We start from the raw sequence: 14,240 nt of genomic DNA, 5'->3' as shown, positions 1-14,240 counted from the left end.
CGGCGGGCTGCAACACCGAAACACCCGAGAACACGAACCAAGGGAGTAAGCGCGACATGGCCATGACCGAACCGGAGATCCTCGCGGGCCTCGGCAAGATCATCAACGAGATCACCGGCATCCCGGCGACCGAGGTCACCCCCGAGAAGAGCTTCGTGGACGACCTCGACATCGACTCGCTGTCCATGGTCGAGATCGCCGTTGCCGCCCAGGACGAGTTCGGCGTCGAGATCCCCGACGACCAGCTCAAGAACCTCAAGACCGTCAAGGACGTCGTCAACTTCATCCAGTCCTGACCGACCCCGGTCAACCGATCCGGGCAGAGCCGACCAGAGGAGTGCAGAAAAGTGAGTAAGGACCAGGTACGCGTTGTCGTCACCGGACTCGGCGCGACGACGCCCCTCGGTGGGGACGCCGCCACGACCTGGTCGGCGCTCCTCGCCGGTCGGTCGGGGATCAAGCCCCTCACCGCGGACTGGATCGACACGGTCCCGGTGAAGTTCGCCGGCGTGGCCGCCGTCGATCCCGGCGACGTGCTGCCCCGGCCCGAGGCGCGCCGGCTGGACCGGGCGGAGCAGTTCGCCCTCATCGCCGCCCGCCAGGCGTGGGAGGACGCCGGCACGCCCAAGGTCGACCCCGATCGTCTGGGCGTCGTCGTCGGCAGCGGGATCGGCGGCATCACCACGATCCTCCAGGCGTACGACACCTACCGCGACAAGGGCTGGAACCGGCTCTCGCCGTTCACCGTGCCCATGCTGATGCCCAACGGCTCCGCCGGATGGATCAGCATCGACCTCGGCGCGCGGGCCGGCGCCCACGCCACCGTCAGCGCCTGCGCGACCGGCGCCGAGTCCATCGGCTACGCGATCGAGATGATCCGCTCCGGGCGCGCGGACGTGGTGGTGGCGGGCGGCACCGAGGCGGCCATCCACCCGCTCAACATCGCCTCCTTCGCCGCCATGCGCGCGATGTCCACCCGCAACGACGAGCCCGAGCGCGCCTCGCGGCCCTTCGACAAGGCCCGCGACGGCTTCGTCCTGGGCGAGGGCGCGGGCATCCTGGTGCTGGAGTCGGAGGAGCACGCGCTCGCCCGCGGCGCCACCATCTACGCCGTCGCCGGCGGGGCCGGCTTCTCCAGCGACGGCCACCACATCTCCGCCCCCGAGCCCAGCGGCACCGGCGGCAAGGTCGCCATGGAGCGCGCGATCCGCGCGGCCGGGATCAGCGCCGCCGACGTGGTGCACGTCAACGCGCACGCCACCGGCACCCCCGTGGGCGACGAGATCGAGACCACCGCGATCAAGGACGCGATCGGCGGCCACCCGCTGGTCACCGCGACCAAGTCCATGACCGGCCACCTGCTCGGCGGCGCGGGCGGCATCGAGTCCGTCTTCACGGTCCTCGCCCTGAAGGAGCGGATCGTCCCGCCCACGGCCAACCTCGACGACCCCGCCGACGGGATCGAGGTCGAGATCGTACGTGGCGAGCCGCGCAAGCTCCCCGAGGGCCAGATCGCCGCGATCAACAACTCGTTCGGGTTCGGCGGCCACAACGTGGCCGTCGCCTTCACCACTCACTGACGTCACGAGGAGCCGTTCATGACGATGCTTGACAACAGGGTGGTGAGTCCGGCCTCCGACAAGGAGGCCGTCGATCCCCGCGACCCTGCCACGCGCCTGGCCGCCTTCCTCGACGAGGGCTCGCTCCGGCTGATCACCCCCGAGGACAAGAGCGGCGTGCTGGCCGCCATGGGCCGCGTCGAGGGCGTGCCCGTGGTCGCCTTCTGCAGCGACGCGCGGGTGCAGGGCGGCGCGATGGGCAGCGAGGGCTGCGAGCACATCGTGCACGCCTACGACGTCGCCGTGCGCGAGCGGGTGCCCGTTGTCGGCATCTGGCACTCCGGGGGCGCCCGGCTGGCCGAGGGCGTGGAGTCGCTGCACGCCGTGGGCCGGGTGTTCAACGCCATGACCAAGGCGTCCGGTGTGGTGCCCCAGCTCTCCGTGGTCGTCGGCCCCGCCGCCGGCGGCGCCGCGTACGGGCCCGCGCTCACCGACATCGTCATCCTCGCCGACTCCGGCCGCATCTTCGTCACCGGCCCCGACGTCGTGCGCAGCGTCACCGGCGAGCAGATCGACATGGCCGGGCTGGGCGGGCCCGAGCCGCACAGCAAGCGCAGCGGCGTGGTGCACGTCGTGACCAAGACCGAGGCCGAGGCGCTGGTGCAGGCGCGCAGGCTGGCCGTGCTGCTCGGCCACCAGGGCCGGGTCCGCGCCTCGGAAGTGGAGGAGGCCGACTTCAGCGACCTGCTCCCCGAGTCGCCGCGGCGGGCGTACGACGTCAAGCCGCTGATCAAGGGCCTGCTGGACGAGCCCGGCGTGGAGCTGCACCCCAAGTGGGCGCCCAACGTCGTCACCACCCTGGGCCGCCTCGCGGGCCGCACCGTCGGCGTGATCGCCAACAACCCGATGCGGCTCGGCGGCTGCCTGGACGCCGCCTCGGCCGAGAAGGCCGCCCGCTTCGTCCGGATGTGCGATGCGTTCGGGGTGCCTCTGGTGGTCCTCGTCGATGTGCCGGGCTACCTGCCGGGCGTCGGCCAGGAGCACGACGGGGTCGTACGCCGCGGCGCCAAGCTGCTGCACGCCTTCGCCGAGGCGTCGGTGCCGCGGGTCACGCTGGTCACCCGCAAGGCGTACGGCGGGGCGTACATCGCGATGAACTCCCGCGCGCTCGGCGCGACCAAGGTCTTCGCCTGGCCCACCGCGCAGATCGCGGTCATGGGCGCCGTGGCCGCCGTACGCGTGCTCAAACGGCGCGAGCTGGCCGCGGCCCCCGAGGAGGAGCGCTCGGCGCTGGAGGCCCGGCTGGCCGAGGAGCACGAGAAGCTGGCCGGCGGCCTGGACCGGGCCGTGGCGCTGGGCGTGGTGGACGAGGTCATCGACCCCGCCGAGACCCGCGGCAGGATCGCCAAGATCCTGGCCCAGGCCACCCCGGCGCGCGGCGCCCACGGCAACATCCCGCTGTAACCCCGGCACCCCAGCAGGCCCCGTAAGGGCCGGCCCCGCAGGGGCAGACGCGGCCAGGGCTCACACGGGCGGACACGGCCAGGGCCCGCAAGGTCAGACGCCGCAAGGGCCCGCAGGGGCAGACGCGGCGGGACCAGGCCCGCAAGGCCGGCCCCGCCGAGACCACCCCTGCGGAGCCCGCCCGCGGAGTTCACCTCTGCGGAGTTCACCCCCGCACAGACAGCAACCCCCGCACGATGGCGTGCGGGGGTTGTGTGCGTCCGGCGGGTGTGCGGCTTCCCCGACCGCGCACACGCCGGCGCCCGGTGGCGCACCGGGCCAGTCTTACACGGCGGCGTGGAGCCAGCGCACCGGCGCACCGTCGCCGGCGTACCGGAACGGCTCCAGTTCCTCATCCCACGGCTTGCCGAGCAGTTTGTCCAGCTCCTCCTCCAGCACGACACGGCCCTGCGCGGCCATCAGCATCGCCGAGCGCAGGCGGTCCTCGGGCACAAGGATGTCGCCCGACGCGCCGATGACGGCGCTGAACGCGCCGAGCGTCGGCGTGTAGGCATGCCGCGCCCCGTCCACGCCCGGCGAGGCGTCCTCGGTGATCTCAAAGCGGATGCGCTGCCATCCCATGAGCGAGGACGTCACGGCGGCCGCCGTGCCGGCGCGGCCCTCCCACTCCGCCTGCGCGCGCAGGGTGCCCGGCGCGGCGGGCTGAGGAGTCCACGTCAGGTCGACGGGCACGCCAAGTACGCCCGCGACCGCCCATTCAATGTGCGGGCACAGCGCAGGCTGAGCCGAGTGGACGTAAAGCACGCCACGAGCAGACACCGGACCTCCCGTTTCGGTACGAGGTGCGCCTTCCCCAACGGCCTCGTACTGGGATGATCACGAGTGACTGTAGGAGAGACTACCGTCGGTCGTGACGTGACACCAGAGGTGGGTCATACCGAGATGTTGCGCCAGTGGCACTTGACACGATCACGGGCCACGGCGACTACACTCCGCAGTCACATCCTCACCCCCGGAGGCATCGTATGCACGCCCACGTCATCGCCGTGTCGCGCACGGCAGGCGCGCCCGCGCTCATCCGCCCGCGACAGCTCCTCATCGACCATACCGCCGTGAGCGCCGTCGAGCGGTGGAGTCAGGGCGTTTCCGAGCATGACGGCGTATGCCAGGTGCGGCTCGCGCCGGGGGTCGATCCCGTCGCGCTCGCCGACGACCTGCGCTCCCAGGGGCTGCCGGCCTCCCCCAACCACGTCCTGGTCGGCCAGCCGCTGTTCTTCGGCGGGCCCGCCACCCGGCCGTTCCCCACCGGGCCCGTCGATCCCGGGCCGGGCGGCCCGCCCAGCCTCGTCAGTGTCGCGGTGCTCGACACCGGCATCGCGCCCCACCCGTGGTGGAACGACAGCCCCTGGTATTCCGAGCGCGGGGCCGGCAGCGACGAGCTCGCCGACTCCGACGGCGACCTCGCCCTGGACGCCCAGGCCGGCCACGGCACGTTCATCGCCGGGCTGCTGCTGCGCCGCGCCCCCGGCGTCCGGCTGCGGATCGGCCGGGTGCTCGACGGACACGGCGTCGGCGACGAGGCCGGGCTCCTGCGCGCCCTGGCCGGGCTGCGCGAGCGCCCGCCCCAGGTGCTCAACCTGTCGCTGGGCGCCCACACCGCCGACGACCAGCCCCCGCCGCTGCTCGCCCGCGCGCTGGAGCAGCTCCCCGGCACGGTCGTGGTGGCCTGCGCGGGCAACACCGGCTCCTCCCGCCCGTTCTGGCCTGCCGCGCTGCCCGGCGTGGTCGCCGTCGGCGCGCTCGACGCCGCCGGGACCGGCCGCGCGCCCTTCTCGGCGTACGGGCCGTGGGTGAACGCCTGCGCCCCCGGCGAGTGGCTGGCCAGCACCTTCCTGTCGGCGTGCGGCTTTTCCGGGTACGCCCGCTGGAGCGGCACCTCCTTCGCCGCCGCCCTGGTCTCCGGCGCCATCGCCGACGCCGCGCGCGAACTGCCGCCCGCCGACGCGGCGGCGTACGTGCTCGATCCGCTCCGCGGCGGGCAGATCCCCGATCTGGGGGTGCTCGTGCCCGCGGATCGCTAGAATCCCTGACGTACAGTCCAGGATTGACTACTCTCCGACTTCACCGGGGCGCGAGGCTCCGCTGGAGGCAGACGTGCCCGATACGACCGCGCCGGCCCCGCTGCTGCGGGCGGCCGCCGAGGGCGACCGCGGGGCTTGGGACCGGCTGGTCGAGACCTACAGCCCGATGATGTGGGCCTGCGCCCGCGCGTACGGGCTGGCCTCCGGCGACGCCGACGACGCCGTGCAGGCCGCCTGGCTGCGCCTGCTCGAACACATCACGGCCATCCACACCCCCGAGGCGCTGGGCCGCTGGCTGCTCACCACGACCCGCCACGAGGCCCTGCACATCGCCCGCGGCAACAGCCGGGTGCTCCCCGCCCCCGAGCCCCCACCGCCGCCACGCCCCGGCGACGACACCGAGACCGCCGACCCCCTGGCGATCGTCCTCGACGCCGAGCGCCGCGCCCGCGTCTGGCACGCCGTGGCACGCCTGCACGAGCCGTGCCGGTCCCTGCTCCGCCTGGTGGCCACCGACCCCGACGCCGGCACCCACCAGATCGCCCTGCGCCTCGGCATGCCCCGCGGCAGCGTCGGCCCCACCCGCTCTCGCTGCCTGCGCCACCTGAGCCGCCTGATCGCAGCGGAGGACCCGCCCTAGCCCACCACACGCCGGTCACCGTCGAGCCAAAAGCCACGACCGACGACCGCCGGAAAATCCCTCCAACCCGCCAACAACACAATGCAATTCACGCAAACCGGCAACCCATGCAACCCATGGAAGCCCTGAAACCCCTGGAAAGCACATGCACCACGATGAAACCCCCGCAAGGACCGACGACCGACCACACCCGCTCTTCCCGAGGAACGGTGCCCATGATCGATGAGGAAGCCCTGCTCGCCGCCCTGCGCATGGCCGCCGGCCACGACCCGGTCCCCCGCCAGGTGACCGCCTCCGCCCGGCACGCCTACACCCTGCGCACACCCGGGGCCGTCACCGCCCCCCGCGTCCCCATACCCCGCACCCACAAGCACCCGCCCCACCGCAACTCCCCGCCCCGGCCCGGCCCCGAGCGCGAACCCGACCCGGCCTCCCGCCCCCGCCTCCTCCGCTTCGCCGCCGCCGGCCTGGCCGTGGACGTAGAGATCACCGTCTCCGACGGCCTCCTCGACCTCGCCGGCCGCCTCCTCCCCAACCCGGGCCCCGGCAGCCGCATAGACATCCGCACCCCCCACCTCACCCAGTCCCGCGACATCTCCCCCACCGGCCACTTCGCCGCCACGGGCCTCCCCCCGGGCTGGTTCACCGTCGTCTGCCACCGCACCGGCCAGCCCCCCGTCACCACGAGCTGGACCCTGATCCGCTCCTGACCCCCTCCCTCACCCACCCCTCATGCCACCCTCCCCCCAGCCCTTGGGCGCCCCTCCGCTCCCAACGGCCTCCGCCCCCCTCGCGCAGGCTCCTCACCGCACGCGCTCCCACCACACCCGGGTCACCGCGCGTCCCCACTTCGGGAGCCCTCCCCAAGCCTCTTCTCCGGCAGCCGCATCCCCGCCGCCGACACCTTCGCGCCTCACGACGCCCCGCCTGCGTCACCCCCCCCGGCGCCCGCACCGCAGTGCGCGCCACAGACGACCGGGAAGATGCCCGACTCCCGCACCGACACCGCCGCGACGAACCACCAGGTCCGGCCCTCGTGGAGTCAATGGCCAGAGCCACACGGCACCCGCGCACCGGCCCCTCGCACGGCACCGCGTCACACACAGGCCACGCGCCCGCATCCGCGCCACCAGCCATCCAACCCACGACGGCACCGAACGGAGCGACACTCGGCGGCCCCATTCGCCCCACACCCCATCCTGCTCAGCCGCGGCCATCGGGGTGTGCGCATGCGGCGCCTCGGAACGTTCCACGGTGGATGCGACGTATGTGGGCGGCGCCGGTCGCGCCGAGGCCAGCGGGCGCTCCACCCCCGGTACCCGGCGCGCCTACCGGCGTCGCTCAGCACGGCCGGCGCCGCCCCCATGGGCAGCATCCGGGCACACGCACTCCCGCGCCCCGGCATCCCCAGCCGTCGTCCGGCCAGAACGTCCGCAGCGCACCACCGGGGCCTCAGCACCACGAGGTCCTCACCGCACCACCGGGCCCTCAGCACCACGAGGTCCTCACCGCACCACCGGGCCCTCAGCACCATGAGGTCCTCACCGCACCACCGGAGCCTCAGCACCACGAGGTCCTCACCGCACTACCGGGGCCTCAGCACCACGAGGTCCTTACCGCGCCACACCTCGCGTCCCGACCGCCGGGCCCATCGCAGGGCGGCCCTCGGGGGCGCGGCCGGGCGTGTCAACCCATTCCTGCTACCTCTGGATCGGCGGAACCAATGACCACACATGACCGCGTGACCTCGTCTCTTCGTGCTGCTGAGGAGGCTCTGTGGCTGACCGCGGCGCGGCCCTCGGCGGCGTTGGAGCGGGCGTATGCGGTTCTGGACGCGGCCCGGGGGCGTGGGGAGTGGGAGGCGGTGGCGGTGGCGCGGCGGGCGGTGGCGCTGGCGGCTCGGGAGCTGGGGGATCTGGCGTTGGCGGAGCGGCAGCTTCGGGCCGTGGTGGAGGAGGGGGGCGGAGTGCCGGAGCGGCGGGTGGCGCAGGCGCGGTTGTCGCTGGTGACCGTGCGGACCGAGATGGGGCATCCGGAGGAGGCTCTGGAGATCGCCGTAGCTGCGGAGCCGTGTCTGGGCGGGAGCGACGTCGCCAAGCTGGCCTCGCAGCGGGCGGTGGCCCTGGTGGCGCTGGGGCGGCTGGACGAGGCCGCGGCGCAGGGGGATCTGGCGGTGGAGGCGCTCATGGGGGCGGCCGGGCCGCCGTTGCCGGAGGCGGGTACGCCGGAGGCGGACGACCTGCGGTTCCTGGTGGGGGCGCTGCTGAACCGGGCGGTGGTGTCGGCGTACCTGGGGCGGCACGGGCAGGCGGAGGAGGACCTGGAGCGGTGCCTGGCGCTGGGGCGGGCGGCGGGACTGGGGCATCTGGTGGCGCTGGCGGAGGCCGACCGGCCGTTCCTGGCGGCGCGGCGGGGGGACGTCCCGCTGGCGTTCGCGCGCTACCGGGAGGCCGAGGTGGCCCTGCGCGAGTGCCCGGAGCGGCTGGCCATGATGCGGTGCGACCTGGCCGCCGCGCTGCTGTCCATACGGCTGCCGGGCGAGGCGCGGGCGTTGCTCGATCTGGCCGTGCCCGAGCTGGAGGCGGCCGGGGCACGGGGCGGGCTGGCGGACGCGCGGCTGCTGCTGGCCCGGCTGGAGCTGCTGGCCTCCGCGCCCCACGCGGCCGCCGCGACCGCCGAGCGGGCCGCCGCCGACCTGAAGGACCAGGGGCGGGCGGGCATGCTGCCCCTCGCCGACGACATCATGCTCCGGGCGCGGCTGGCGATCGACGGGCCCTGCCCGGAGCTGGTGGCGCGGATGTCGCGCTGCGCCGGCGACCTCGCCGACGCCCGCCATCACGACGCCGCCGCGCATCTGCGGCTGGCCGCGGTGGAGGCGGCGCTGCGGCTCGGTGAGCGGGCCACGGCCCGGCGGCAACTGGACGACGTCGCCGCCGAGGGCGAGGGGCCGGTGCGGGCGCACGCCCTGGCGCTGGCGCGGGATCTGGACGGTGACACGCGCGGGGCGTTCGACGCGGTGGCGAAGGGGCTGGCCGAGGTGGGCGGCTCGGCGACGCACGATCCGCTGGCTCGCGCGTACGCGGTGCGGGCGGGCGAGCGGCTGGCGGAGTTCGGCCTCACGCTGGCGCTGCGCGGCGGCGTGCCGGAGAACGCGCTGGAGTGGGCCGAGCGGTGGCGGTCGGTGGCCGCGACCGGACGTCCCGGCGCCCCGGGGCTCGACGGGCTGCGGGCGGTGCTGGGGGCCGACGGCGCCGTGGTCGAGTACGTACGGCACGGCGCCGAGCTCACCGCGATCGTGGTCACCTCCGAGGGGGTCACGGTGTGCCCGCTGGGGCCGATGACCCCCGCCGCCGAAGCCGTCGCCCGCCTCCAGTACGCCCTGCGCCGCCAGGCCCTCGGCGACGCGGGGCCGCCGGGCGAGCCGGGTGTGGCCATGGAGGAGGCGGCGAGCGTGGAGGAGGTCCTGCTCGGCCCGCTCGCGGAGGCCCTGCCCCCGTGCGGGCCGGTGGCGATCGTGCCCACGGGCGCGCTGTACTCGCTGCCGTGGCCGGTCCTGCCCGGTCTGCGCGAGCGCCCGGTGTGCGTGGCGCCCTCGGCGGGCGCGTGGCTGGCCGCGGCCCGCACCCCGCCCCGGGGCGAGGGCGTCGCGGTGGTCGCCGGGCCCGGCCTGGCGCACGGGCGGGGGGAGGCCGCGGCCGTGCTGGGCTGCCATCGGGGGGCGCGGCCGGTGGCGGCCCGGTCGGGGCCGGTGCTGCGGGCCCTGGACTCCGCGCTGGTGGTGCACCTGGCCGCGCACGGGTTCTTCGACGCGCGCAGCCCGATGCTGTCGAGCATCGACCTGGACGACGGGCCGCTGATGGCCTACGACCTGTGCCGCCTGCGCACACCCGCCTGGCTGGTGGTGCTGTCGGCCTGCGAGGTGGGCCTGTCGCGGACCCCCGCCGACGGGGCGGTCCTGGGGCTGGCCGGGACGTTCCTGGCCCGGGGCACGGCGTGCGTGGTGGCGGGGCTGGTGCCGGTGCGCGACGACGACACCGCCACGCTGATGGCGGTCTTCCACGACCTGCTCGCGGCGGGTCACCCGCCCGCCCACGCGCTCACCGCGGCCTCGGCCAAGACCGGGGTCTTCGGCTTCGCCTGCCTGGGCGCCGGGTTCACCGCGCTGCCCGGGGCGTGACCGTCACCCCCCGGTGGCCACCGGACGTGCGGGGTCGGTGATCCAGTGCGACCAGGAGCCGGCGTACAGCGCCGCGGGTACGCCCGCCAGCCGCAGCGCCAGCACCTCGTGAGAGGCGGTGACGCCGGAGCCGCAGTAGGCGCCCACCCGGGCCGTCTCGGTCGCGCCCAGGGCGGCGAAGCGGGCCCGCAGCCGCTCGGGGGGCAGGAAGCGGCCGGAGGCGTCCACGTTCTCGCCGGTGGGCGCGCTGACCGCGCCGGGGATGTGGCCCGCCACGGGATCGACCGGCTCCACCTCGCCCCGGTAGCGCTCGGCGGCGCGGGCGTCGAGCAGCACGCCGGAGCCCGCGAGCGCGCCGGCCTCGTCGGCGGTGAGCAACGGCATGCCGCCGGGCGTGGCGGTGAAGTCGCCGGGGGCGACCTCGGGCTCGTCCTTGGCGACCGGGAGCCTGGCCTCGGTCCAGGCGCGGTAGCCGCCGTCGAGCACGCGTACGTCGGGGTGGCCGAAGTAGCTCAGGGTCCACCAGGCGCGGGCGGCGGCGGTGGAGTCGGCGTCGTCGTAGACGACCACCGGGCGCGAGCCGGAGACGCCGAGGCGGCGCATCGCGGCCTGGAACCGCTCCGGCGACGGCAGCGGGTGACGCCCGCCAGCGCCGGGCGGGCCGGCGAGGTCGGTGTCGAGGTCGCAGAAGACGGCCCCGGGCAGGTGGCCCTCGCGGTAGGACTCGGCGCCGGGCGGCCCGGCCAGCCGCCAGCGTACGTCGAGCACGGTGGGCCGGGGGGACATCGCGGACAGCTCGCCGGGCGTGATCAGCGGCGAGGTCACGAGGCGGCCCTCGCGGTGGCCTCGGACAGGGCCTTGGCGAAGGCGAGCACGCTGCGCACCGCGTCGGCGCCGTCGGCGGCGTCGCTCACGCGCAGGGACATGTCGTCGGCGGTGACCGCGCCGGTGTAGCCGTGGTCGGCCTCGCAGTTCTCGTCGCCGCAGGTGGCGGGCTCCAGGTCGACGTGGGCGATGCCGCCCCACCCGATGGTGAGGGTCACCTCGGTCGGCGGGGTGCCCGGGACGTACGACGCGGGGTCGGGGACCACCCTGGTCACGCTGACCGACTGGATGCGGCTCAGCAGCACCGCCTCGGTGATCGTGGACGCGTGGGCCACGGTCGCCCCGTCGCCGGGCGGGTGCTCGTCGGTGTGGCAGACGATGAGCCGGGTGGGCGACAGCACGAGGACGGTGACGTGCCTGCGGACCTCCATCGCCGGGTCGAAGGTGGCCTCGTGGTGCACGACGTAGGCGGTCACGACCTCCTTGCCCAGCGCCGACTCCACCGCGTCGGAGACGAGGTCGGGGTAGTAGCCGCTGCGGTCGATCGCTTCGCGCAGGCCCGCGGCCGAGACTCGGGTTTCCCTCATGTGTCCATCCTGCCCTGTCCCGGGTCGCGCTTTCATCACGCGGGCCGGGGGTGCGGGCCCCGGCGTGATCACGGTTCCGCACACCCCCCGGGGGGCGGGGGCGGCGGGTCAGCGCAGGCGGCGGGGACCGTCGTCGGGACGGGGGCCGCGGGGGCTGCGCAGGACGGCGCGGGCGGCCAGCACGGTCACGCCCGACTGGCCGACGAGCACCGGGTCGAGGTCCAGCCGCTCGACCTCGGGCAGCTCGTCGGCCACCCGCCCGGCGACGACCAGCAGGTCCTCCAGGGCCTTGACCGCGACGGGCGGGTAGCCGTAGCCGCCGAGCAGCAGCGGCGCCGCGCGTACGGCGCGGACCAGCTCGGCCGCGTCGCCGTCGGTCAGCGGCGCCAGCCGGTACGCCACGTCGCCGAGCAGGCGCGCGGTCACCTCGCCGAGCCCGAAGGACACGACCGGGCCGACCGCAGGGTCCTCGACCACGCTGATCACCACGGGCACGGCGGGCTGCGGCGCCATCCGCTGCACCGCCAGCGGCTCGTCCGGGCCGAGCTGGGCCGACAGGTCGGCGTACGCCTGGCGCAGCGTCTCGGGCCCGGCCAGCCCGAGGCGTACGGTCCCGGCCCGCTCGGCGGCCCGCGGGTCGGCGGCCTTGACCACGACGGGCCAGCCCAGCCGCTCGGCCGCGGCCAGGGCCTCCTCGGCGGAGGCGGCGGGCTGCGCGGGCCAGACGGTCACGCCGTAGCAGCCGAGCAGCTCGGTGGCGTCGATGCGCACCGTCTCGGCGGGCTCGGCCCGCTCCAGCGCGGCGCGGACCAGGGCGCGGGCGGCCTCGGCGTGCGGGGAGGGCTCGGCTATCGGGGCCGGGCCGGCGGGGCGGGCGCGCCAGGCGGCGTAGCGCACGACGTGGGCGAGGGCGCGCACGGCCTCCTCCGGGGCCGCGTACGACGGGATCGAGCCGAACCCGGGCCCGGGGGGCGGCGCGTTCCTGGACCTGGCCGGCGGGCCGGGCACGCTCAGCTCGGGCAGCATGCCGATCCGCCCCTGGTAGGTGGCGAGCACCGGCTTGGCGGCCCCTTGGACGACCCGGAGCAGCTCGGCGGCCACTTCGTCGCACTGCCCGGGGATGGGCGGGGTGTAGATGACCACGACCGCGTGCACGTCGTCGTCGGCCAGGCGGTCGGCGAGCGCGGCGCCGTACTCGGCGGGGCCGGCGGCCGGGCCCAGGTTGACCGGCGGGGTGGGGGTGAGCCCGGCGCTGACGCAGGCGTCGGCAGCGAGCAGCGTCAGCGCGTCGGAGTTGCTCACCACCGCGACCCCGGGCCCGGCGGGCAGCGGCTGGTGGGCCAGGAGCTGCGCGACGTCGAACTGCTGCATCAGGTCGTCCACCCGGATCACGCCGGCCTGCTCGAACAGCGAGCTGAGCGCGGTGTCGGGCAGGGCGATCACGGGGGCGGCGTGGCCGACGGGCACGCCCTGGGTCGTGCGCCCGCTCTTGACCGCGACGATCGGCTTGCGGCGCGAGATCCGCCGGGCCAGCCGGGCGAACTTGCGCGGATTGCCGAACGACTCCAGGTAGAGCAGGATCACGTCGGTCGCCGGGTCCTCCTCCCAGTACTGGAGCAGGTCGTTGCCCGACACGTCGGCCCGGTTGCCGGCCGAGACGAACGACGACAGGCCCATGCCGCGCTGGGCGACCCGCTGCAGCAGCGCGGCGCCGAGCGCGCCCGACTGGCTGAAGAAGCCGACCCGGCCCCGCGCCGGCACGGTGGCGGCGAGCGTGGCGTTGAGGCGTACGGCGGGGTCGGTGTTGGCGATGCCCAGGCAGTTGGGGCCGACGACGCGCAGCCCGTACGCGCGGGCGATGCGCACCAGTTCGTCCTGGCGCTCCCGCCCTTCCGGCCCGGTCTCGCCGAAGCCGGAGGAGACGACGATGAGCCCGCGCACCCCCTTCTCCGCGCACTCCTTGACGACGTCGATCACGCCCTGGGCGGGCACGGCCAGCACCGCGAGGTCCACCTCGCCGTCGATGGCGGTCACGCTCGGGTACGCGCGCACGCCCGCCACCGCGCGCACCTCGCGGTGCACGGGGTAGACCGGGCCGGTGAAGTCGGCGCGCAGCAGGTTGCGCAGCACCATCTGGCCGACGCCGCCCGGCTCGCGGGAGGCGCCGATGACGGCGACCGAGCCGGGGGTGAGCAGCCGCTCGATGGAGCGGGCCTCGGCGCGGTGCTCGCGCGCCACGGTGACCTCGTGCGCGGTCTCGGTGGGGGTGAGGTCGAGCGTCATGCGCACGACGCCGTCCTCGAAGGTGCTCTGCCCGGTGTAGCCGGCCTGGCGCAGCACGCCCATCATCCGCTGGTTGGCGGGCAGCACGTCGGCGACGAAGCGGCCGATGCCGTTCTCGCGGGCGGTGGCGGCGAGGTGTTCGAGGAGCACGGAGGCGACGCCGCGGCCCTGGTGGGCGTCCTCGACCAGGAAGGCGACCTCGGCCTCGCCGTCGGCGATCCTGTCGTAGCGGATCACGGCCACCATCTCGGTGCCGATGGTCGCGATCAGCGCGACCCGGTCGTGGTAGTCGACGTTGGTGAACCGCTCGACCTCGCGGTCGGAAAGGCGGGGGCGGGGGCCGAAGAAGCGGAAGTAGATCGACTCGTCGGACAGGCGGGAGTAGAAGGCGCGCAGCCGGTCGGCGTCGGCGGGGCGGATGGGGCGCACGTGCGCGGTGCCGCCGTCGGCGAGCACCACGTCGGCCTCCCAGTGGGCCGGATATCCGGCGGCGGGGGTGGTTTCGTGCGCGTTCACGTGGCGGTCTCCCGGGTCGCTCTCACGGTCGAATGTTGCTCGTCATCTCATACGACAAGACCCTACGACCCACTTCAACAACGCTTATGCATCGACTGAGCCCCTGTC

General features: G+C 75.1%; 11 protein-coding genes. 7 read left to right on the top strand and 4 right to left on the bottom strand.

The window, feature by feature from the left end:
* Nucleotides 1-56 precede the first annotated feature (56 nt).
* Genes HNP84_RS24210 through HNP84_RS24200 form a run of 3 tightly spaced genes read left to right on the top strand, consistent with a single transcriptional unit; the run spans nt 57 to nt 3,023 of the window.
* Entirely contained in the window at nt 57-296 is a 240-nt protein-coding gene (locus tag HNP84_RS24210) for an acyl carrier protein (protein ID WP_185052166.1), read from the top strand.
* A 51-nt stretch (nt 297-347) separates the two neighbouring features.
* The gene (gene fabF / locus HNP84_RS24205) at nt 348-1,580 is read left to right on the top strand and encodes a beta-ketoacyl-ACP synthase II (protein ID WP_185052165.1); all 1,233 of its coding nucleotides are present in this window, start codon (nt 348-350) and stop codon (nt 1,578-1,580) included.
* 18 nt (nt 1,581-1,598) lie between these two features.
* Complete coding sequence (locus HNP84_RS24200) at nt 1,599-3,023, top strand: acyl-CoA carboxylase subunit beta (RefSeq protein WP_185052164.1); 1,425 nt, start codon at nt 1,599-1,601, stop codon at nt 3,021-3,023.
* A gap of 324 nt (nt 3,024-3,347) precedes the next feature.
* Here the strand turns inward: HNP84_RS24200 and HNP84_RS24195 are convergent, their stop codons facing one another.
* On the bottom strand, nt 3,348-3,842 hold the full coding sequence (locus tag HNP84_RS24195; RefSeq protein WP_185052163.1) for a DUF3145 domain-containing protein: 495 nt from the start codon (nt 3,840-3,842) through the stop codon (nt 3,348-3,350).
* A 206-nt stretch (nt 3,843-4,048) separates the two neighbouring features.
* Between HNP84_RS24195 and HNP84_RS24190 the strand changes: the two genes are divergently transcribed.
* From HNP84_RS24190 to HNP84_RS56175, 4 genes are all read left to right on the top strand, one after another.
* Complete coding sequence (locus tag HNP84_RS24190) at nt 4,049-5,104, top strand: S8 family peptidase (RefSeq protein ID WP_185052162.1); 1,056 nt, start codon at nt 4,049-4,051, stop codon at nt 5,102-5,104.
* Nucleotides 5,105-5,177: 73 nt separating this feature from the next.
* Complete coding sequence (locus HNP84_RS24185; protein ID WP_312925605.1) at nt 5,178-5,744, top strand: RNA polymerase sigma factor; 567 nt, start codon at nt 5,178-5,180, stop codon at nt 5,742-5,744.
* Nucleotides 5,745-5,959: 215 nt separating this feature from the next.
* Nucleotides 5,960-6,454 (top strand): hypothetical protein, encoded by a 495-nt coding sequence (locus HNP84_RS55175; RefSeq protein WP_185052161.1) that lies wholly within the window; start codon nt 5,960-5,962, stop codon nt 6,452-6,454.
* Nucleotides 6,455-7,485: 1,031 nt separating this feature from the next.
* A complete protein-coding gene (locus HNP84_RS56175) occupies nt 7,486-9,921 on the top strand; it encodes a CHAT domain-containing protein (RefSeq protein WP_185052160.1) in 2,436 nt (811 codons plus the stop codon).
* A gap of 3 nt (nt 9,922-9,924) precedes the next feature.
* On the opposite strand, the gene HNP84_RS24170 is transcribed toward HNP84_RS56175, so the two are convergent.
* The 3 genes from HNP84_RS24170 to HNP84_RS24160 form a co-directional block, all read right to left on the bottom strand.
* Complete coding sequence (locus tag HNP84_RS24170; RefSeq protein WP_221336691.1) at nt 9,925-10,707, bottom strand: sulfurtransferase; 783 nt, start codon at nt 10,705-10,707, stop codon at nt 9,925-9,927.
* Between the two features lie 35 nt (nt 10,708-10,742).
* Nucleotides 10,743-11,333: a DUF5998 family protein gene (locus tag HNP84_RS24165; RefSeq protein ID WP_185052158.1), complete on the bottom strand. Its 591-nt coding sequence runs from the start codon at nt 11,331-11,333 to the stop codon at nt 10,743-10,745.
* A gap of 108 nt (nt 11,334-11,441) precedes the next feature.
* Nucleotides 11,442-14,132 carry a bifunctional acetate--CoA ligase family protein/GNAT family N-acetyltransferase gene (locus tag HNP84_RS24160; protein ID WP_185052157.1) on the bottom strand — a complete coding sequence of 897 codons (2,691 nt, stop codon included), beginning with the start codon at nt 14,130-14,132 and terminating at the stop codon, nt 11,442-11,444.
* Between the last annotated feature and the right edge of the window lie 108 nt (nt 14,133-14,240).

The organism is Thermocatellispora tengchongensis (assembly GCF_014202315.1).
Lineage (GTDB): Bacteria > Actinomycetota > Actinomycetes > Streptosporangiales > Streptosporangiaceae > Thermocatellispora > Thermocatellispora tengchongensis.
This window is presented reverse-complemented; position numbering and strand designations above follow the sequence as displayed.